A 22,047-nucleotide genomic window follows, 5' to 3' on the forward strand; every position below is an offset into this window, starting at 1 on the left:
CCAATGGTTTGTTATCTGGTACTTTCTGAACAGGTCAAAAAACCTTACTAGTTTTTTGACCATATCATAAACTTTCTTAATTATAGAGTATCGATTACCGAACTAAGACGCTCAGTGATTTCTTCAATTCCTCCTACTCCATCTACTCCATAATATTTATCTTGTTTTTGGTAGTAGTTTTTAAGAATCGCAGTTTCGTTATAATATACTTTAATACGATTTCTAATCACTCCTTCATCGGCATCATCAGGACGTCCGGATGTTTTTCCACGCTCTAATAACCGTTGTACCAATACCTCATCATCCACTTCTAATGCGACCATAGCACTAACTTCTGATCCTTTAGAAGTTAATAGTTCTGCTAAGGAATCAGCCTGCGCTTCTGTTCTAGGAAAACCATCAAAAATAAATCCTTTTGCTTCAGGGTTTTTATCTACTTCAGCATTCAGCATATTAATAGTAACCTCATCAGGAACCAACTGACCTTTATCAATATATGATTTTGCCAATGTACCTAATTCTGTAGCATTTTTTATATTGTATCTAAATACATCTCCTGTAGAAATATGTACTAGATTGTATTTTTCTTTTAAAACTTCTGCTTGTGTTCCTTTTCCTGCTCCTGGAGGTCCGAATAACACTAAATTTGTCATGTTGTCTTGTTTTAATTGGTAAACTTCTGTAAGATTTCGTCCTAAACCATTATAATCTAATCCGTATCCCACAATAAATCGATTTGGGATCTCTATCCCAATATAGTCTATATGAATTTCTTTGGTATATGCCTCTGGTTTAAAAAATAAGGTAGCAATTTTTATATCGGTACAACCTTTACTTTTTAGTATGTCGATCAATTCCTCTATGGTATGACCTGTATCAATTATATCTTCTAGAATAACAACAGTTCTATCAGAAACATCTTCCTGTAAACCAATAAGTCGAGATACTTCAGAAGTTGTCTGAATACCATCATAAGAGGCTAATTTTACAAAACTTATCTCGCATTCATGATTAAATCGTTTCAATACTTCTGAAACAAACATAAACGCACCATTTAACACCCCTAAAAAAAGTGGTTTCTTATCCGATAAATCATTAGAAAGATTAAGAGATAATGTATCTATTGCTGCTGAGATTTCATCTTCGGCAATAAAGGGTGTAAATTTTAAATCGTGCAGTGTAATCGTCATAGTATTAGATTATCACGGTGGCCTTTTTGTTTTTAAAGGCGCAAAGATAGTGATTACAAACAACACTTATATTAGTTATCTACTGCATTTACTGTATAATATTAAGGTTTTTACTTATTAAAAATTTATTTTTGTTGCCCAAGGCAATTTTTAGATACTCCAAAACAATGACAAACTATTTTTCGTCAGAATTTAAGCTAGGTATTCTGGGTGGTGGCCAATTAGGTAAGATGATGCTGTATGAAACCCGGAAATATGATATTTGCACTTATGTTCTTGACCCCAACCCCGATGCCCCTTGTAGAATTGCTTGTGATCATTTTCAGCAAGGAGACTTAATGGATTATAATACTGTTTACAATTTTGGAAAAAAAGTAGATGTACTCACTTTTGAAATTGAAACAGTAAATACCAAAGCATTAGCACAATTAGAAAAAGAAGGCATAAAAGTATATCCTAATGCTGCCACTTTAGAAAAAATACAAAACAAAGGCAGGCAAAAGCTATTTTATAAAAAACAAGAAATACCAACTGCTCCTTTTGTACAATTTTCTAATAAAGCACACTTAGCAGAAGGCATAACAAATGGGAAGGTAAAACTTCCTTTTGTCTGGAAAAGTACGCAAGGTGGCTATGATGGTAAAGGTGTTTCTATTATTAGAACTGGAGCAGATATTGCCAAACTACCTGATAATGAATGTATCGCAGAAAAGTTGATTGATTTCAAAAATGAACTAGCGGTAATTGTTGTTCGTAACCCCAAAGGAGAAATTAAAACGTATCCTGTAGTAGAAATGGAATTTCATCCAGAAGCAAACCAAGTAGAATATGTTATTTGTCCTGCTAGAATAGACAATGAAATTGCGGAAAAAGCTAGAACAATAGCAGAACAAGTTTCGGAAGCTTTTGAACACGTAGGGCTACTGGCTGTAGAAATGTTTCAAACTAAAGATGATGAAATCTTAGTTAATGAAGTAGCTCCAAGACCGCACAATAGCGGACACTATAGTATTGAAGCAAGTTACACAAATCAATTTGAGCAACATATAAGAGCTATTTTAGATTTACCTTTAGGAGCTACAGAAAGTAAAGTAGCAGGAATTATGGTAAATCTTGTTGGTGCTGAAGGATTTTCGGGGAATGTAGTCTATGAAAATATTGAGACAATTATGAATATGGATGGAGTTACTCCTCATATTTATGGTAAAAAGAAAACAAGACCCTTCAGAAAAATGGGACACGTCACTATTGTAAATGAAGATATTTCAGAAGCCAGAAAAATAGCCGAAAAAGTAAAAAATACTATAAGAGTTATAAGCGAATAAATACGCTAAAAAATTGGTTTTTTGTAATTCGAAAGCATATGTATGCTTTGATTAAAAACATCAAATATTAATTAAAATCAAAAACAATTATATGAGCAAAGTAGGAATCATTATGGGAAGTACAAGCGATATGCCCGTAATGGAAAAAGCAATTGAAATTCTCAAAGGTTTTGATATAGAAGTTGAAGTAGACATTGTTTCTGCTCATCGTACTCCTGAAAAATTATTTGATTACGGTAAAAATGCTCATACTCGCGGAATATCTGTTATCATTGCAGGTGCTGGAGGAGCTGCACATCTGCCAGGTATGGTAGCATCTCTATCTCCTCTTCCTGTAATAGGAGTTCCTGTAAAATCAAGAAACTCTATCGATGGATGGGATTCTGTATTATCGATTCTTCAAATGCCTGGAGGAGTTCCTGTAGCAACTGTAGCCCTTGATGGTGCTATGAATGCGGGAATTCTTGCCGCACAAATTATCGGCGCATCAGACAAATGTGTATTAGACAAAATACTAGTTTACAAAGAAGGATTAAAGCAAAAAGTAATCGAAGGCGCTAAGCAGATTAATAAGTAATACATAAAAAAGAGTATAAAAAAAAGAGCCGCTCCTCAGCGGCTCTTCCAATATCAGGTCTTACAATAGAATATAACAATATTTATTAACCAACTTAAATATATTACACAAAAAATTCATCGTAAGACCATACTCTTAAAACCTAGCACAAAGGTAAACCCTTACTTTAATTACGCAATAATTATCTCTCAAAACTTATTAACAATTTCGATAAATTACATATTTTACCGATAAAAAGCTTAAATTTTACTTTTTTTTGAATTTTTCTCATAGAAAAACCAGACATTTTAAAGAATTCTCTATCAGAATAGTAGATTTTGACAGTTTATTAACAAAAAAAAGAGCTACATTTCATGCAACTCTTTTAATTTTTGATCTTTACAAAGAATATTATTGACATCCATACCCCTGATTACAATAATGTGTTTATTACTTTGCTTAGACCATTACTAATAAACCTACACAAATCTAATTCTATCCTATATCTTTGTAACAAAAAGTGATTGAATTAGATCCTTGATTATCGATAAAAAACATATTTTTTCGACAAAAGCACACTTTGTTTTAAAAAACAGATTTAAAGAACAGAATAATAAATCATGAGAAAACTCATCTCATTTAATATATAGAACAGCAAATGATTAATGATGAGTTCCATGTGACCTTCAAAAAAATAGTATAAGTACATGAAAAATCCTTTATTAGAATCTTTTGACCTAGCTCCTTTTTCTCAGATACAATCCGAGCATTTTTTACCAGCGATTAAAAATGCTATATCTATTGCAAAAGAAGAAGTAGACACTATTGTAACAAATACCGAAAAACCATCTTTTTCTAACACTATAGAAAAATTAGAATATAGTGGCGAGCTTTTAGACCGTGTTACAAGCATATTTTTTAACTTAAATAGTGCTGAAACTAATGAGGAGATTCAAAAAATAGCACAAGAGGCTTCTCCTCTATTATCAGAATTTAGAAATGATATTGCTTTAAATACAGATCTTTTTAAAAGAATTGAAACGGTTTATTTAAATAAAAGTAACCTTGATCTTTCTGCAGAACAAAGCACATTATTAGAAAAAAGATATAAATCGTTTTCTAGAAATGGAGCTAATCTTCCAGATGATAAAAAAGAACAACTAAGAGAAATTGACAAAGAACTTTCTCAATTGAGTCTAAAATTTGGTGAAAATGTATTAGCAGAAACAAATAAATTTGAGATGCTATTAACCGATGAAGCTGATCTTTCTGGTTTACCTGAAGGTGCTAAAGAAGCAGCAAAAGCGCTTGCCGAATCCAAGGAAAAAGAAGGATGGTTAATCACCTTAGACTATCCTAGCTATATTCCTTTTATGACCTATGCAGATAATAGAGAATTAAGAAAAAAAATGTCTCTGGCGTTTGCTTCTAAAGGTTTCCATAATGACGAGTTAGACAATCAACAGATTGTTTTAAAGATTGCAAAATTAAGACATCAACGTGCGGAAGTTCTTGGATATTCGTCTCACGCGGCGTACGTTTTAGAAGAACGTATGGCCGAAACTCCGGAAAGAGTATTCTCCTTTTTAAATGAGATATTAGAAAAAGCGAAACCAGCAGCAGAAAGAGAATTCAAACAATTAGAAAATTTTGCTAAAGAATTAGATGGTATTGATCAATTACAAAAATGGGATGGAGCTTATTATTCAGAAAAACTAAAACAAAAGCTTTTTGATCTAGATGATGAAAAATTAAAACCATATTTTAAATTAGAAAATGTAATTGATGGTGTTTTCCAAGTTTCTTCTAATTTATTTGGATTACAATTTGAAGAGACCAATGAAGTAGACAAATACCATGAAGAAGTAAAAACTTATCATGTAAAAGATACTTATGGCAATTTTATTGCAGTGTTCTATGCAGATTTTCACCCAAGAGCTGGAAAACGGAATGGTGCATGGATGACGTCTTATAAACCTCAAATGAGAAAAGATGGAGAAAATATAAGACCGCATATTTCAATAGTTTGCAATTTTACAAAACCAACACCTAGTAAGCCATCACTATTAACTTTTAATGAAGTTACTACCTTATTTCATGAATTTGGACATGCATTACACGGAATGCTCGCAGACACCATATATCCTGGATTATCTGGCACCAGTGTTTATTGGGATTTTGTAGAGTTGCCAAGTCAGGTTTTGGAGAACTGGTGTTATGAAAAAGAAGCTTTAGAACTATTCGCTAAACATTATGAAACAGGAGAAGTAATTCCGATGGAATTGATTCAAAAAATAAAGGAATCATCCACTTTTATGGAAGGGTTAGCTACGCTGCGCCAATTAAGCTTTGGACTATTAGACATGTCCTGGCATGCCAACGATCCAAGTGAAATTAAAGATGTAAAAAAACACGAGAAAAAGGCTTTTGAAGGCACGTCTTTATATCCTGATGTAGCAGAAAATTGTATGAGTACTGCCTTTTCTCATATCTTCCAAGGAGGATATTCTGCGGGGTATTACTCTTATAAATGGGCAGAAGTATTAGACGCAGATGCTTTTGACTATTTCAAAGAGCGAGGGATCTTTGATAAAGAAGTAGCAACCAAGTTTAAGGATCACGTACTTTCTAAAGGAGGTACAGAAAATCCAATGACCTTATATAAACGTTTCAGAGGGCAAGAACCAAAACCCGAAGCTTTATTAAAACGTGCAGGATTGATTAAGTAATATAACACAATGCTAAAAAACGGGGTTCAGTATGATATTGAACCCCGTTTTTTTATATCTCTGCTTAAAAAAATCATACCTTTTAAAGTAGTATGAATCCATGTTTTTATATGTCTATAAAAATTAAACTTTCAAAAATTACTGAAAGTTTAAAATATTTTATATATTTGTCCTATGAATTACAATGAAGCAAAAGATAAATTTATTTCCACTTGGGGAGCATTAGGAACTCTTTGGGGTATCAACAAAGCCATGGCACAAATTCATGCTTTGTTATGGATATCTCCAGAACCCCTCTCTATGGAGGACATTATGGAAGAGTTACATATCTCTAGAGGTAACACGAGTATGAACTTACGTCAATTAATGGATTGGGGTATTGTTTTTAAAGAAAGTAAACCAGGAGAACGTAAAGAGTATTTCGTTTCGGAAAAAGATGTACAAGAACTTGCCAGACAAGTAGCCAAAGAACGCAGCAGACGTGAAATAAAGCCTGTGATTAAAGTATTAAGAGAAGTATCTGGAATTGAAAATGACGGCTCTAAAAAAACAGAAGAGCTGATTAAGCAAACCAAATCGCTCTATGAACTGGCAGATAGTGCGGATACGATGATGAATAAAATTGTAAATCAAGAATCGAATTGGATCACTAAGACATTAATGAAACTGATTAAATAAACAACGAAAACATACTTTAAGCAAAAGAGAGGAAGCAATTCCTTTTCTTTTTCAAAATATGTTTCAAAAATTATTGAAACTTTAAAACTATTAGAATTATGAAAACGATACATAACATTAATAAATGGAGTTTTATTATCACGCTTATACTTTACATAACGGTTTATCTAGGACTATTAGCTCAAATTCCACTAGGTTTTATTCAGTTTGTTCTAGCGTGTTCTATACTGGCATATTGGAAAAAACTGAATATCCAATCTAAAAAATTGATAGTTGGCTATTGGTCTTTATTTGTCTTGTATTGGGTATCATTTCTTATCCTAAACCAAAACTTTGAAAGCCTATTTGGATTGTTTTTCTTTTCTGTAATCCCGATGAGTATTGCTTCTTATTTTGTCTATGTAACCTACAAAATAAAGAAGTATGTAGAACAAATTGAATTTAAGCCTTCTTTTTATAATTAATACTTAAAATTATGAACACCACCATCCCTCTTTTACATAAAATTAGATTTCAAAAATCAAACAAAGAAAAACTCATAGAGCTTTATAACGAAGCTACTGAAGATTATGAATTCTGGAGCAAAGATTTCAATATGCATTTTGGGTATTACATTCCTTTTAAAACTACCCTTTTTAAAAGAGACACTATGCTCAACGAGATGAATAATCAAGTTTTTAAAAGATTACAATTTAATAAGCAAAAAGGTATTGTAGCGGATCTTGGTTGTGGTATTGGAGGCACTATGAAATATGGACTCAGAAAATACCCAAGGCTTCATATGCTAGGTGTAACACTATCTTCTTTTCAGGTGACTGAAGGAAACAAGAGACTTCATAAAATGAATGGACTTATTTTACAGGAAAATTACAATCATACTTCTTTTGCCGATAACAGTTTTGATAGTGCTTACGCTATAGAGAGCTTTTGCCATTCTGGCCATAGTGATACTGCCCTCTCTGAGGCGTATAGAATTATTAAACCCGGAGGCAAGTTAGTGATTGCAGATGCCTTTCTTAAGAAAGAAGAAGATCAATTATGTATAGGAAGCCATTATTGTTATAAGCAACTGTGCAAGGGATGGAGTTTAGAAGGATTAGGAAGCATTCAAAATGTAAAAAAGTCATTAGAACGTATTGGATTCAAAAAAGTAGTTATAGAAGATGTATCCTTTAGAGTTGCTCCTTCCGTACTTCATGTACCATTTGCAATTACTGGATTTATTTTCAAAAAATTGATCAGAAAAGAAAATTTAAAAGTACAAAGCTGGAAAAACCTGAAAGGCTCTTTGTTTGCCTTGCTGTCTGGTTTGCATATGCAAAGTTTTGGATATTACATCCTAACAGCAGAAAAATAAGGTGTATTAAGGATGACAACTAAAATCATATATCAATGGAGTTATATTGGGATCGCTACCCTGATTTCAACAATTACATTATTTTATTATGCCAAAGAATTGCCAGAATTGATTACTAATGATAAACTATCCATAGAAATAGTAATGTGTGCAGGCCAATTAATCTGGCAAGGTGGTATTATAATGTTATGCATTAAAAGAAAAATTCATACATACTTATATCATATGATTACAGTTTCTTTATTAGGCTCTTTAGTACTAATTCCATTATTGTTTTTATATCAAGTAGCGTTGATAAGTGTAGAAATCAAAGTTCTTCTATTTCTAATAGTGGTTAGTTTAATGATCATTGAACATGCTAGGAGAGTAAAAAAACTAAAACTACCCTCCTATCTTACAGCAACTTGGGTTCTATACAGACTCGCTTGGTTACCTATTTTATTATTTTAAAAAGAATACGAATGAAAAAACTAGTTATAGCAGCAGGCACAGGGTTTTTAGGAGATATTTTGGTAGAATATTTCAAAAATAAAGTTGATACCATCATCATACTAACTCGTGGAGAAAACAGAACGTTGAATAATATCCGATATGTACAATGGGATGCAAAATCCATTGGTAATTGGCAAAGCGAATTAGAAGGTGCAGATGTCTTAATCAATATGACTGGAAAATCAGTGGATTGTAGATATCATCAAAAAAACAAAGACCTTATTCTTTCCTCTAGAGTAGAATCTACTAATGTTTTAGGAAAAGTAATTTCTAACTGTGTAAATCCTCCAAAAGTCTGGTTAAATTCTTCTACAGCTACAATCTACAGACATTCTCTAGATATGGAAATGGATGAAATCAACGGTGAAATAGGAACTGGATTTTCTGTAAACGTAGCCACCAATTGGGAACATGCATTCTTTTCTCATCATACTCCAAAAACTAGAAAAGTAGCACTAAGAACCTCTATCGTATTAGGAAAAAAGGGTGGTGCTTTACAACCAATTCTTAATCTTGTGAAAATTGGATTTGGAGGCAAACAAGGAAAAGGAAATCAAAAATTTAGTTGGATCCATGAAATTGATTTTGCAAGAAGCTTGGAGTTTATTATTAACAATCCTGAGATGGAAGGTCCAATTAATATCGTAGCACCTAATCCATCGGATAACAAGACGCTGATGCAAACATTAAGAAAAGTGACGAACATAAACATTGGAATCCCATTACCAAAATTTCTTTTGGAGATCGGAGCTCGTATGATCAAAACTGAAACTGAACTCATTTTAAAAAGTAGAAATGTAATTCCAAAAAAAATGCTAGAAGCAGGTTTTCAATTTACATATCCAGATCTTACTGAAGCAACTAAAGAACTTACTTCATAATTATGACTGTTATTACATTACATACAATGATTAAGGCTCCTATAGCAACTGTCTTTGATGCAGCTAGAAATATAGATCTTCATATGAAATCCGCTCACAAAACCAGAGAAAAAGCTATTGCTGGAAAAACATCAGGTTTGATCAATCTATACGAAACCGTAACTTGGAAAGGAAAACACTTTGGTTGCTCCCTACAACATCAAAGTAAAATAACATCACTTAGGTATCCTACTTATTTTATTGATGAAATGATCAAAGGTCATTTTAAAAGTTTTAAGCATCAGCATATTTTTAAAGAAACGTCTTCTGGGATCGAAATGATCGATGTTTTGGAATACAAAACTCCTTATGGTTTTATAGGTCGCCTATTTGATCGATTGCTTCTAAAAAAACATCTTAGGACGTTTTTAAAAATTAGAAATGATCATATTAAAATCGAAATTGAAAAAATAGCGCTAATCAAGAGTAAACCTGAAAAGTTCTGAAAAAACTATTACGAATCTGCCATCGTGGGCATTTCAGGCTGAGTATATAACCAAACATTACAAGGATTCATCACTCAATTCGGTAATAAGATTTCATTAATGACTTTTCAGGTTAACCACTCCCAATTTAACTATTGTATTAGGATATCAACTTTATATTACTCTTCGATCGCAAAACAATAAATACGTACATCTCCGGAAGTACCCATAATATTATTTGCTTCAGTTCCTTTATAAATTGGCTGAAAAGCATATTCTCCAGGAGCTAAAGCTGGCATTTCCATTTCGTATAAATTACCTTCTATTTTTTTTAATTCTGGAATCACCAAATGCTCACTAATATCTTTACTTCCTCCACCCATAGAGTTTCCTTTTTGTATAAATCGTCTGTATTTCTTTCGTTTTTTTACGACATCTGCCTTAGAGATAATAACAATATCTAGCGGATCGATTCCTTCGTCTAGTGCTATAATAAATTTCGGAAGTTCATTTGGACGAAATCTAACATCTGAATATTTACTATTAAATATGGTCAAATATTGATTCACTCCTCCGTATCCAAAACCTATTGCTTTGGCCTCTATTTTAGCACCTTTACGCTCAAATGATTGTACATTCCCATCCTTTATATAATAAGGAACAAAGTTTTTTTCTACTTCTTGCGCTTGCACACTAACCAAAAATCCTAGTTGAAGTATTAGTAACCAAGTAATTTTTTTCATTATTTCTACTTTTTTGTTTAACCGACAGATGATGATACTCCTGTTAATTTTATCAAACAGCGTTAATAAATCAGGATTTATCATATGACGGATTGATTAAAAATGTTTAAGCAAACTTAACCTCATCTTCCCCTTCAAAAAATACCCAATTACAGGTATATATCTATAGATAAGCTCTTTTTGCGGTAATTCGGAAGTACAAACTTCTTTGAGATTCAACTTTTTATCATATTTTTGGAAAAAAGAGCCGATAACATATGCCTACAAACACGATAGACCCTAATACGTGGATTGATAAATACAGTGATTATTTGTTTAATTATACTATAGTAAGGGTCGATGATAGAGAGATTGCACAAGATTTGGTGCAAGAGACCTTTTTTGCAGGTCTAAAATCAATGAAAAATTTTAAGGGTGAAGCTAGCGAACGCACATGGCTTATTTCGATTCTTAAAAGAAAGATTATTGATCATTACCGAAAAATTAATAGTAATAAAGGAAAAGCTGAAGTACGTATTAATTACACAAATGATGGTGAGACTGAAGGAGATTGGCTCGAAGAGAGAGTAGCGGATCCTTTTGATCAAAATGCCGAAGGAAAAATAGAGAATACGGAATTAGGAGTAGCTATACATAATTGTATTGGAAAATTACCAGAGAAACAAGCTCGTATTTTTTCTATGAAAACAATTCAAGGATTTGATACAGAAGCTATCTGTAATGAATTTGATATCACCGCGTCTAACCTCTGGGTAATCATTCACCGAGCACGTACAGCAATGGCAGAATGCTTAGAAAAAAACTGGTTTTAATATAATATGAGTACTGGAAACAAAATATTTGTAAGTTGTGAAGATGCAAATCACATTTGCGATAAAAATCAATATAAGGAAGCCTCACTTTGGGAAAAAATAAAATTAAATATCCATTTAATTTATTGTAAGGCTTGCAGAAAATATTCGTCTAAGAATACGAAACTAACAAAATTATTTAAAGACCCTAAAGTCATTAGTATCAATCAATCGGCTAAGGATTCTATGAAAGAGCAGTTAAAGAAAAAAATGTCTGAAATGGAATAAAAAAAGTTAATAATGCCCCGAAAAATAAGATTAAAATTGTAATGAAAACGAGTAATAGTTTATTTGTATCTTGCGAACAAGCAAAATTTATCTGTGATAAAAATCAATATGGTGAAGCCTCTTTTTTAGAGATCATCAAGTTAAATATCAGGTTAGTGTATTGCAAGGTAACCAGAGCATATTCTAAAAGGAATACAAAGCTCACAAAAACGATAAAAAATTCTAATGTTCAAGTAATGGAAACTTCTATAAAGGAGAAAATGAAAGAACAATTAAGAAAAAAATTAGCCGAATAGGCTTTGCATCAGAACCAATATAAACAACCATATCATCGGAATACTTTCGACCCAAAAGGAACAAAAGTATTCCGATTGTTTTTTATCAGTACCCCATAAAAACAATAAGCTGATAATAGTTATAAAAACTGTGCTTAAAATCTCGGTAGAAGTTAGTTCATCTCTAAATGCGGTAAGCAACAAAAAAGTTACTAAGACAATACTTCCAAAAACTTTAGTCCTGGTAATTCCTATTTTTTGAGGAATCGTTTCCAACTCTTTGGCATCATATTGTAGATCCCTTATTTCGAAAGGCAACATAATTACTACAATAAAAAGAAAACGTTGTATCGCCTCAATAGTCATATCAAAACCTAAGTTCCCTTCTGCGTATAATATGGGCACTATTACAGTAATTCCTGTCCACGTAACGGCGATAATAAAGATTTTAATTCCAGCAACACTTCTTAAGTTCTTTTTATTTGGGAAAACAGGTACCGTATATAAAATCGTCAATAATATAAATGGCAACATAAATACTATTGTATCTATGGATAATTGAAACCCAAAATAAACAAAAACAATACTGCTTATAACGGTTAACGCCCTAATTTTGGTCATAGATTTTGTTAATCTACGATGATACAATCTTGAAATTGAAGCATATTTTACGAAATTGTATGCTACGATTGATCCAAAAAATGCAAAATACACATAAGTATCTCCTCCTAAAATTTCGAACTTCAAAAAAGTTATTTTAACCAATGCCGCTACAGCTAATGCCACATGGATACTGCTGTTTAGGTAAAAATCAAATATACTTTTAATGGTTTTCACGTTCCAAATTTAGGGGAATCTGTTAATAACCGTCTAAGTTGGTTAAAAACTTGATAGCGTAAGGTTAATTAATTGTGAAATTTTTATGGATTAAATATGTACTTTTGCGCTTTCAATCTCAACTGTTTTTTGCTATGAAAACCGACTCGTTTAAACTACGTCATATAGGTCCTTCAGAAAAGGATCTTAATGATATGTTATCTATGATCAAGGCAGAATCTATGGATCAACTGATCTATGAAACTGTTCCTGATGATATTTTACTAAAAGCTCCACTGCAACTTGATGAAGCTATGAGCGAACAAGAGTATTCTGCTCATATACAGCAATTAGCTGCGAAGAATAAAGTTTTTAAAACTTATATTGGTTTAGGATATCATGAAGCATGTTTGCCGGCAGTGATACAGCGTAACATTTTAGAAAACCCTGGATGGTATACTGCTTATACTCCTTATCAGGCTGAAATTGCACAAGGAAGACTAGAAGCTTTGCTAAACTACCAGACTATGGTTTGTGACCTTACTGGCATGGAATTGGCAAATGCCTCGTTACTAGATGAAAGTACCGCTGCGGCAGAAGCAATGACCATGTTATTTGCTGTTAGATCCAGAACTCAGAAAAAAGAAAATGTTCATAAATTTTTCGTTTCTGAAGAAATCTTACCACAAACTATTTCATTGTTAAAAACAAGAGCGATTCCATTAGGAATTGAACTGGTTATTGGTGATCATACTAAATTTGATTTCTCTACTGATTTCTACGGTGCAATTTTGCAATATCCTGGAGTATCAGGACAAGTATATGATTATGCTTCATTTGTAGAACAAGCACATCAGTCAGAAATAAAAGTAGCCGTAGCTGCAGACATCTTAAGTCTTGTTTCTTTAAAGTCGCCTGGTAGTTTTGATGTTGATGTAGTAGTAGGAACAACCCAACGATTTGGAATTCCATTAGGATATGGAGGACCACATGCCGCTTATTTTGCTACTCGAGAAGCGTACAAAAGAAATATTCCTGGGAGAATTATTGGGGTTACTCAAGATATGAATGGCAATAGAGCGCTACGTATGGCCTTACAAACTCGTGAGCAGCATATCAAGCGCGACAAAGCGACTTCTAATATTTGTACCGCGCAGGTTTTATTAGCAGTAATGGCTGGTATGTACGCAGTATATCACGGAAAAGAAGGATTACAATATATCGCCACCAAAGTACATAGTGCCGCTACAACCCTAGCGGATACTATAACCAAACTTGGTTACAAACAACTAAATACTAGTTTCTTTGATACTATTAGAATTGAAGCAGATGCAAATAAAATCAAAGAAATAGCAGAAGCTCAAAGTATCAATTTTTACTATCCAGATACCAATGTAGTATCTATCTCATTAAATGAAGCAACAACACTAGCTGACCTAAATAACATAGTTTCGATTTTTGCAGAAGCTTCAGGAAAAGATGCTATTGATGTTACTCCTGACAATAGCGTAACTAACATTCCAGATTCAGTAAAAAGAAATACACCATTTTTAACAAATGATGTTTTCAATACCTATCATTCTGAAACTGAATTAATGCGTTATATCAAGAAACTTGAGCGTAAGGATTTATCGTTAAATCATTCTATGATTCCTCTTGGTTCTTGTACCATGAAATTGAATGCCGCTTCGGAGATGCTTCCTTTAAGTAATCCACAATGGGGTAATATCCATCCTTTGGTTCCTGTAGAGCAAGCACAAGGATATCAAGAAGTATTAAAAAAGTTAGAAGACCAATTAACAGAGATTACTGGTTTTGCAGCTACCTCTTTACAACCTAATTCTGGTGCACAAGGAGAGTTTGCAGGATTAATGGTTATTCGCGCTTATCATGAAGCGAGGGGTGATCACCACAGAAATATTTGTCTAATTCCTTCTTCTGCTCATGGAACCAATCCGGCATCAGCAGTGATGGCAGGAATGAAGGTAGTAGTTACAAAAGCTACCGAAGAAGGGAATATCGATGTTGAGGATCTAAGAGAAAAAGCAGAAAAATACAAAGACAATCTCTCTGCATTAATGGTAACTTATCCTTCTACTCACGGAGTATATGAGTCTGACATTAGAGAAATCACACAGATTATCCATGATAATGGTGGACAAGTATATATGGATGGTGCTAATATGAATGCCCAAGTAGGATTAACAAATCCTGGAGCAATTGGAGCAGATGTTTGTCACTTAAACTTACACAAAACATTTGCCATTCCTCATGGTGGTGGTGGACCTGGTGTAGGTCCTATTTGTGTAGCAAAACAATTAGTTCCATTTTTACCAGGCAACCCTATAATTACCACTGGTGGAGATCAAGCAATCACAGCGATCTCTGCAGCGCCTTGGGGATCTGCATTAGCTTGTTTAATATCCTATGGATACATTACCATGCTTGGTGCAAAAGGACTTAGAGAATCTACTGAATACGCTATCTTAAACGCAAACTATATCAAAGAGCGATTAGATGGTCATTACAGTACATTGTATTCTGGTGAAAGAGGACGTGCTGCACACGAAATGATTGTAGACTGTCGTCCTTTTAAAGCACATGGTATTGAAGTAACTGATATTGCAAAGCGCCTTATGGATTATGGATTCCATGCACCTACGGTTTCATTTCCTGTTGCAGGAACTATCATGATAGAACCTACAGAAAGTGAAAGTAAGGCAGAATTAGATCGTTTTTGTGACGCTATGATTAGTATACGTCAGGAGATTGCAGAAGCTAGTTCTGAAGATGCTAATAACGTTATGAAAAATGCGCCACATACCTTAGCTATGCTAACAGCAGATTCTTGGGATTTCCCATACACAAGAGAACAAGCTGCTTATCCATTAGCATATGTTGCTGATAATAAATTCTGGCCAACAGTAAGACGTGTGGATGATGCATACGGAGACAGAAATCTTATCTGTACTTGTGCGCCTATAGAAGAATATATGGAAGAGGTTTAATCTAAACTTCTTTATTTCAAATAAAAATGCCTGGTACTTTTTTTTAAGAGCCAGGCATTCTTATTTATATTAGATCGTTTCTAGAAAACCCTTTACAGCCTTCCAATAACTTTCATTATCAGAAAATCGTTCCCATAGCGCTCTAGACCCATGATTACCATCTGTTTCTGGAAGAAAGAACTGCTTTTTATCTGATACTATAGCTTCATAAATTCCTGACCAGTTCTTTTTCTCTTTTTTTGCCGAAGTAATAAATACCGGGGATTTAATATTAGTAGCACTACTAGAGATATAGTTTTTCTTACCAAAATATTCTCCTGGAGAAAATGACAGTACTCCATTGATATCATTAGGATGATCACCAGCATATTTTAAGACTAGAGATGAAGAATAGGAGCTTCCCCAAATGATCAACTTTTTAGGTTGATATGTATTTTTAACAAAGGCAATCGCTGCTTCTACTCTTGATAAGCATCAATAAATTCAGTTTTTTTACCTTCTTTTTTTGCTTCTCTTGCTGTATGATTTAATCGTTCGTTTACGATCATGCCAGATCTCTGATCTACCGCAAGACAATTATACCCCATCTTGGTAAGCTTAGGAGCTATTTCCATATACTCTCCTCTACTCCAACCTGCTTGATGAAAAAGAACGATAAAAGAATCACTATCCGTTGCTTCATATAAATCTGCAGTTATCATCAGTCCATCCTTTGATTGAAAATCAATTGTTTTCTGACCGTATATGGATATCGCTAAAAAGGAAATAAGTACTAAAAAGATATTTTTCATCAGTATATTTTTTGTATTTAATTGTCGAAAAAGCATGCTCAAAATAATTATCTCCACTGGAATCAAATTAGTCAGAACAGCTTATCATACAAGACAATTATGAGTTAATAAGTCTTTCAAAATACTAAATTAGCTGTTAGTGAAATGCTATTATTTTGTTATAATTTCTAAAAAACAAGAGACAATGATTCAATTTAGATAGGGACAATGTTTCTATCCCCATGTTTTCTCAAATAACTTTTTATGATTTTAGTAGTATGATAGGTGTGTTTTTGCAGTTGTAAATAAGTATCAAAATCTTCTGAATTTAGGATTTGCTCATCATTCTGAAGATACCCAAAACCTCTGTAGACACCATCCTGAATCATTACAAAACTTTGCTCATTAAAAGTTCTACCCTTCCCCTTAATAAAATAACTCTTCTGATCCTTTTTTAATGAAGACAATGCTTGCTGAGCTCTCATATTATACAACGCCACTGACTCATCTCCAATACAGATACCTTTGCAATTTTTAATCTTATAATGTGAACATCGTTCTGTGGTAGTTTGTAAACTGCAATACCTTGGACATAATTGAAACTTTTCGCATAATTGCTCTAATTTTTCAATCGCTTCAGCCCTCGTATAAAATATTTCTATAGAGTGATCAAAAGTATGTGATCTATCAATTGCTAATTGAATTACTCCTTTTCTATTTGTATAATACATGATACAATAAGGAGCTACTGGTTTTTTTTGCGCTCTATTAAATTTAGGATAGTGTTTTCTAATTTTTTCAGCTTCAAGCAATAACGCTACTAACTCATCACCAGTTACTTCATAATCGATCGTATAGGTTTCCTGACCTAAGGCATATTCTTTATTCTTTTTATCGTAAAAATGACTAACTACCCTTTGTTTTATATTCTTTGCTTTGCCAGCATAAATTACTTTCCCTTTTTGATCCTTAAACAAATATATCCCAGTCTCTTCTGGCAACTGATCAATGTTTTCTGCTTTTAGGTGTGGTGGTAATGTTGCCTCTTTAGAACGAACATTTAAAAACTTATTGATAACCTTAAACTCTGGATCTAAGCTTAAAATTCTTTGAAATAAAACAACAGTAGCATCCGTATCGCCTTCAGCCCTATGCCGATCTTCGAGAGGAATATTGAGAGCAGAACACAATTTACCAAGACTGTATGAAAACATTCCAGGAATGAGTTTTCTAGATAATCGAACGGTACATAATTTTTTTCGCACAAAAGAGTACCCCAGATTCTTGAACTCTTCTTTGATTACGTTATAATCAAAATTTACATTATGTGCTACAAAAATTGCTCCTGTAGTCAATTCAATGATTCGCTGAGCAATCTCATGGAATCTTGGAGCATCTCGTACCATATCATTATCGATACCTGTTAACCCAGTAATAAATGGAGGAATAGGACACTCAGGATTTACCAAAGAAGTAAACTTATCTATAACCGTATGCCCCTTTAATACAACAATACAAATTTCTGTAATGCGATTTCCATGAATGCCTTTACCCGTAGTTTCCACATCAATAACAGCATATAATTTTTCTGACATTACCTTTGTTTTGGGTTACAAATCTAAAAAGAAATATCTGAAATTTGGAATTTTTCCTTTTAAAATGGAATTTTTCCTATTCGCCAATAAAATTGCTATCTCAAAAGATAGGTTGCCAAGCAAGTAGCATTTTCCTGATATGCATTATCATAAGAAAGAGGAAGCTCATTTTTCTTATAATATGCCGTTAATGTCTGTTTAGAAACAAAAGTTATTTCCGTTTTTTTATAACATTGAATAAGTGCTTCTAGTTTAAAAGAAACTGAAGCTGCGGCAAACTTGCCTTTTGTTTGTCGACTAATAATACCAATACTGTTAGGTGCTACCTCATCAAAAAAAGTTTCTACCTTTTGCAGAAAATCTTGTATCTCTTGATTGTTATGATCATCCTTTATTTCGATGTATTTAGTCTTACCTGTTACATTCTGTAATATACCGTTAGCATCTTTAGACACGATAACACAAATAGCTCTTTTTTTATCAATTTCAATTCCTACGGCTTTCATCTTTCCAAAATTAGTATATAATTTTTTAAGTATTGTCGGTAGTCTTTTAAAAAATAAAGTTTACGAGAATCTGTAAAAATCTAGCACTGATATTCGAACCTATAAAAATGAAACATTGTATAATCAAAACCTACAACGAAAATAAACTACTCAATTAATTAACCTTTTTTTTGATATTTCATGATTTTTAAACACAAAAAATTGATATATCATCTATTTATTTTTAAATTGGTTGACCAATTTTATTTATTTAAACAACAGTATTTTTTTCAAAGCCCCCTTTTTTTTAAAACTCCCATATGAACTAACACCAACAAATACTTCACGATAAAACAACTATCTATTTAACAAATATCACATGAAAAATCACAACTCTTATTATCTATCTAGCAAACAAAAAAAACACCTTGTAGCCATTTTACCTGTTGACAAAAGAAGGTTCAAAAAAATATTAATCATTCTTTTTTTATTTTCCTCGCATCTATTTGCAACAGAATACTTCATTAACTCTATCGATGAGTTTAAAAATCTAAGTTTACTTCCTGGTGATATAGTAACCTGGAAAAACGGAACATATAATTCTGATGAAAGATTAGTTTTTAAAGCGAACGGAACTTCCTCCGATCCGATTATTTTAAGAGCAGAAACTCCAGGTGGAGTAATTTTTAATAATGGATTGCAGATGGATATTGCTGGAAACTTTCTGATTGTCGAAGGATTTCACTGGCAGGGAGGCTACGGAGCTAGTAATTTCATACAGTTTAGAAATGGAACAACTTACGCCCAGAATTCCACTATTCAAAACTGTGTCATCGATGGTTTAGGCGTGGAACCTGGCGATGCTGCAGAAGCCGAACAAGATGGAGCTGTTGTAAAACATCGATGGGTAGTTTTATACGGTAACAATAACAATGTGTTGTATTGCTCTTTTCTAAACAAGTCTACTGCTGGAGCCTTAGTTTTAGTAGAACTGGAATACAATGCAGCAAATAATCGCTGTGATATTGTAGGACATACCATAAGCCATAATTATTTTTATAAATACGAAAAAATAGATCCTTCTCTGTCAAATTCTGGAGATAGTGAAACCATCCGAGTAGGAACTAGCGAATTTCAGAATGTAGATTGTAGAACCATCGTTAGAAATAACTATTTTGTTGAAGCAGATGGTGAAAATGAAATAATTACCAATAAAAGTGATAATAACACCTATCAGAACAATACTTTTAGACGATGTAGAGGATCTTTAACTCTACGTCATGGTTCTGGAGCAACAGTAAAAAACAATTATTTCTTAGGAGAAAATGTTGATGGAACAGGCGGAATTAGAATCGTAGATAGCGACCACGAAATAAGCAATAACTACATTCAGGATTGTATTACAGTAATTGATCAGGCAAAATGGAATAACGGAATTACTTTTATGGGAGGCTCTACAAATTCTCAAGATAATTGCAACTCCACAAGTGTATCTAATGGTTATCAAAAATCTGAAGATATTACCGTTTCTAATAATACCATAGTAAACACCAATGCTCCATTATTCTTTAACGGAGACAAAGGTACCAACGACAATACTGGGATTGTTTCTAATAATGTTATTTTCTTTTCCGATGGATCACCAAATACGACTGATGTTATCACCGAAGATGATAATGGTGATTTTTCGGCTATTGGCTCCTCTTTATCTTATTCTGGAAATGTATATAGCAATACAACTTTAGGAGCATCAATAAGCGGATTTTCGGCAACAAACTTATCTGCATCCACTAATGGAGAAATATTTACTATTTCGGGGACTAACGCTGGATCTTCTATCTCACAATCGCCATATAGTGATAATGATATTGCTGTAAATGTTGGTGCTTGTTTTGTAAATGCTAATGGCAATCCTTTAAATTCCTGTGACAACTCTACAACAGATGTATTAATTGTATCTTCTGTAGATAATTTTAATGCTAGTGCTAGCAGTAAAGAACTTACAATTACTTCTAATGTAAATTGGACGGTTTCTGACGACAGTTCTTGGATTTCGGTAAGCCCTACTTCTGGTATTAATAATGGAATTACCAACATTAGCGTAACAGCAAATTCGGAAACATCTTCAAGAACAGGTATTGTAACCGTGACTGGCGGTTCTATAACCAGAACAATTACCATTATCCAATCTGGCACAACATCTAATATTCCAGTAGATTCGGTGAGTATTGTTCCTATTGATAGTCCTATAGAAGTTGGAAGTACAACATTTATAACATCGATCATATCTCCTGCTAATGCCACTAATCAAAATATAACTTATACTAGTAGTAATACAGCTATTGCCACTATCAATGCAGATGGACTTATCAATACCTTCAGTACAGGAGAAGCCACTATTACAGTAACAACAGAAGATGGTCAGTTTACAGATACCACTGTAATAACTGTAGTTCCTTTGACCTCTGGAACCAATTTAGCTTTAAACAAACCTGTGACTACTACCGGAACGCCAGATGGAGGTAATATTGCCTCTAATCTTGTTGATGGATCTACCAGTTCACGTTGGTCCGTTAACGGTTTTCCGCAATCTTTTACAGTGGACCTTGGTGATGTTTTTAGCATTCAGAAAACAGAATTGGTATTTTATCAAGATAGAGCATATCAATACTCTTTAGAAATCGCCACTGAATCTAATGGTTCTTTTACTGAAATAATTGACAGAAGAAATAATACCACACCAGGAACAATCTCCGCTCCTGTAACTGATATTATCTCTTCTATTGAGGCTCGCTATATTAGAGTTACTGTTGTTGGAGCATACGAATATTCTGGACCATGGATTAGTATATTAGAATTTAGAGCATTTGGCAACGCTATAGATATTCCAAATTGTACTTCTGGAAGCAACTTGAGTTTAGGTGGAAGCGTCTCTTCTTATAGCAATCAACAGACTACTAATCCTGCAAACAACATTATAGATGATAATACAGAAAACAGATGGTCTGCAGAAGGTTTTCCTCAAAATGTAGTAATAGATCTGGGAGATGAATACCCAGTTGGCGAAATTAATGTGTATCCTTATAATAATAGAGCCTATCAGTTTATTGTAGAAGGCTCTAGCAGTTCTGCGACTTCAGATTTTTCTGTGTTAACTGATGCTTCTAATAACACATCTGGTGGCGCTGTAATTCATAGAAGTTTTTCTACACAATCTGTACGATATGTAAAGCTTACCATTACTGGTGCCTCTGGCTATACAGGAAATTGGTCGTCGATCAGAGAATTCGAAATAATTTGTGCTGGCGCTAGTCAAAGTCTATCTAACAGAACGGGGGTTAATGAGATCATCAATGTTTCTATATACCCTAATCCTTTTTCAACAAACCTAACCATCGAACTACCTAATAATAGTACTGAAACCTTCAGTATACAACTTGTGGATGTATATGGTAGAGAAGTATATAAAACAGATAACATAAGATCTTCTAATAGTTTTAACGTACCCAAAAGCCTTCCTAACGGAATTTACTTTATAAGACTATTTAACTCGAACAACAAAATATTGAACACCAGTAAAGTAATAAAGAATTCTTATTAAAAG

Annotated in this window: 21 protein-coding genes; 14 read left to right on the forward strand and 7 right to left on the reverse strand. The window is 33.3% G+C overall.

What is annotated here, in order from left to right; translation table 11 throughout:
• Positions 1-80 precede the first annotated feature (80 nt).
• On the reverse strand, positions 81-1,190 hold the full coding sequence (locus tag Q1A73_RS18505) for an adenylate kinase (protein ID WP_299608514.1): 1,110 nt from the start codon (positions 1,188-1,190) through the stop codon (positions 81-83).
• Between the two features lie 167 nt (positions 1,191-1,357).
• Between Q1A73_RS18505 and Q1A73_RS18510 the strand changes: the two genes are divergently transcribed.
• The 9 genes from Q1A73_RS18510 (at position 1,358) to Q1A73_RS18550 (ending at position 9,693) form a co-directional block, all read left to right on the forward strand.
• Complete coding sequence (locus tag Q1A73_RS18510; protein ID WP_299608516.1) at positions 1,358-2,515, forward strand: 5-(carboxyamino)imidazole ribonucleotide synthase; 1,158 nt, start codon at positions 1,358-1,360, stop codon at positions 2,513-2,515.
• A 91-nt stretch (positions 2,516-2,606) separates the two neighbouring features.
• On the forward strand, positions 2,607-3,092 hold the full coding sequence (purE, locus tag Q1A73_RS18515) for a 5-(carboxyamino)imidazole ribonucleotide mutase (protein ID WP_299608518.1): 486 nt from the start codon (positions 2,607-2,609) through the stop codon (positions 3,090-3,092).
• Positions 3,093-3,778: 686 nt separating this feature from the next.
• Positions 3,779-5,800 (forward strand): M3 family metallopeptidase, encoded by a 2,022-nt coding sequence (locus tag Q1A73_RS18520; RefSeq protein ID WP_299608521.1) that lies wholly within the window; start codon positions 3,779-3,781, stop codon positions 5,798-5,800.
• Between the two features lie 174 nt (positions 5,801-5,974).
• Positions 5,975-6,478 carry a MarR family transcriptional regulator gene (locus Q1A73_RS18525; RefSeq protein ID WP_219009096.1) on the forward strand — a complete coding sequence of 168 codons (504 nt, stop codon included), beginning with the start codon at positions 5,975-5,977 and terminating at the stop codon, positions 6,476-6,478.
• Positions 6,479-6,576: 98 nt separating this feature from the next.
• Positions 6,577-6,942 (forward strand): hypothetical protein, encoded by a 366-nt coding sequence (locus tag Q1A73_RS18530; RefSeq protein ID WP_299608528.1) that lies wholly within the window; start codon positions 6,577-6,579, stop codon positions 6,940-6,942.
• Between the two features lie 11 nt (positions 6,943-6,953).
• Positions 6,954-7,835 carry a methyltransferase domain-containing protein gene (locus Q1A73_RS18535; RefSeq protein ID WP_299608531.1) on the forward strand — a complete coding sequence of 294 codons (882 nt, stop codon included), beginning with the start codon at positions 6,954-6,956 and terminating at the stop codon, positions 7,833-7,835.
• Between the two features lie 12 nt (positions 7,836-7,847).
• The gene (locus tag Q1A73_RS18540) at positions 7,848-8,285 is read left to right on the forward strand and encodes a hypothetical protein (RefSeq protein ID WP_299608533.1); all 438 of its coding nucleotides are present in this window, start codon (positions 7,848-7,850) and stop codon (positions 8,283-8,285) included.
• Between the two features lie 11 nt (positions 8,286-8,296).
• Positions 8,297-9,208 carry a TIGR01777 family oxidoreductase gene (locus tag Q1A73_RS18545; RefSeq protein WP_299608536.1) on the forward strand — a complete coding sequence of 304 codons (912 nt, stop codon included), beginning with the start codon at positions 8,297-8,299 and terminating at the stop codon, positions 9,206-9,208.
• A 2-nt stretch (positions 9,209-9,210) separates the two neighbouring features.
• Complete coding sequence (locus Q1A73_RS18550) at positions 9,211-9,693, forward strand: SRPBCC family protein (protein ID WP_299608538.1); 483 nt, start codon at positions 9,211-9,213, stop codon at positions 9,691-9,693.
• A gap of 158 nt (positions 9,694-9,851) precedes the next feature.
• On the opposite strand, the gene Q1A73_RS18555 is transcribed toward Q1A73_RS18550, so the two are convergent.
• Positions 9,852-10,415 carry a hypothetical protein gene (locus Q1A73_RS18555; RefSeq protein WP_299608540.1) on the reverse strand — a complete coding sequence of 188 codons (564 nt, stop codon included), beginning with the start codon at positions 10,413-10,415 and terminating at the stop codon, positions 9,852-9,854.
• A 257-nt stretch (positions 10,416-10,672) separates the two neighbouring features.
• Here Q1A73_RS18555 and Q1A73_RS18560 point away from each other — a divergent pair, with 257 nt between their 5' ends.
• Genes Q1A73_RS18560 through Q1A73_RS18570 form a run of 3 tightly spaced genes read left to right on the forward strand, consistent with a single transcriptional unit; the run spans position 10,673 to position 11,790 of the window.
• Positions 10,673-11,227, forward strand: a complete 555-nt coding sequence (locus Q1A73_RS18560) for a sigma-70 family RNA polymerase sigma factor (RefSeq protein WP_027392615.1) — start codon at positions 10,673-10,675, stop codon at positions 11,225-11,227.
• A 6-nt stretch (positions 11,228-11,233) separates the two neighbouring features.
• Positions 11,234-11,494, forward strand: a complete 261-nt coding sequence (locus Q1A73_RS18565; protein WP_299608543.1) for a hypothetical protein — start codon at positions 11,234-11,236, stop codon at positions 11,492-11,494.
• A 41-nt stretch (positions 11,495-11,535) separates the two neighbouring features.
• Positions 11,536-11,790, forward strand: a complete 255-nt coding sequence (locus Q1A73_RS18570) for a hypothetical protein (protein ID WP_299608545.1) — start codon at positions 11,536-11,538, stop codon at positions 11,788-11,790.
• Here the strand turns inward: Q1A73_RS18570 and Q1A73_RS18575 are convergent.
• The gene (locus tag Q1A73_RS18575) at positions 11,779-12,606 is read right to left on the reverse strand and encodes a hypothetical protein (RefSeq protein ID WP_299608548.1); all 828 of its coding nucleotides are present in this window, start codon (positions 12,604-12,606) and stop codon (positions 11,779-11,781) included. The genes Q1A73_RS18570 and Q1A73_RS18575 overlap by 12 nt on opposite strands.
• A 134-nt stretch (positions 12,607-12,740) precedes the next feature.
• Between Q1A73_RS18575 and gcvP the strand changes: the two genes are divergently transcribed.
• On the forward strand, positions 12,741-15,593 hold the full coding sequence (gene gcvP, locus Q1A73_RS18580) for an aminomethyl-transferring glycine dehydrogenase (RefSeq protein ID WP_299608550.1): 2,853 nt from the start codon (positions 12,741-12,743) through the stop codon (positions 15,591-15,593).
• 69 nt (positions 15,594-15,662) lie between these two features.
• On the opposite strand, the gene Q1A73_RS18585 is transcribed toward gcvP, so the two are convergent.
• The 4 genes from Q1A73_RS18585 to Q1A73_RS18600 form a co-directional block, all read right to left on the reverse strand.
• Positions 15,663-16,007, reverse strand: coding sequence for a hypothetical protein (locus tag Q1A73_RS18585; RefSeq protein WP_299608552.1), 345 nt, complete (start codon positions 16,005-16,007; stop codon positions 15,663-15,665).
• Positions 16,008-16,051: 44 nt separating this feature from the next.
• Positions 16,052-16,384, reverse strand: coding sequence for a hypothetical protein (locus Q1A73_RS18590; protein ID WP_299608554.1), 333 nt, complete (start codon positions 16,382-16,384; stop codon positions 16,052-16,054).
• 194 nt (positions 16,385-16,578) lie between these two features.
• The gene (locus Q1A73_RS18595) at positions 16,579-17,958 is read right to left on the reverse strand and encodes an exonuclease domain-containing protein (protein WP_299608556.1); all 1,380 of its coding nucleotides are present in this window, start codon (positions 17,956-17,958) and stop codon (positions 16,579-16,581) included.
• 95 nt (positions 17,959-18,053) lie between these two features.
• Entirely contained in the window at positions 18,054-18,464 is a 411-nt protein-coding gene (locus Q1A73_RS18600) for a DUF3010 family protein (RefSeq protein ID WP_299608558.1), read from the reverse strand.
• A 358-nt stretch (positions 18,465-18,822) separates the two neighbouring features.
• On the opposite strand from Q1A73_RS18600, the gene Q1A73_RS18605 reads away from it, so the two are divergent.
• Positions 18,823-22,044: a chondroitinase-B domain-containing protein gene (locus Q1A73_RS18605; protein WP_299608560.1), complete on the forward strand. Its 3,222-nt coding sequence runs from the start codon at positions 18,823-18,825 to the stop codon at positions 22,042-22,044.
• The last annotated feature ends 3 nt before the right edge of the window (positions 22,045-22,047 follow it).

The sequence above is a fragment of the uncultured Aquimarina sp. genome (assembly GCF_947492115.1).
GTDB lineage: Bacteria > Bacteroidota > Bacteroidia > Flavobacteriales > Flavobacteriaceae > Aquimarina.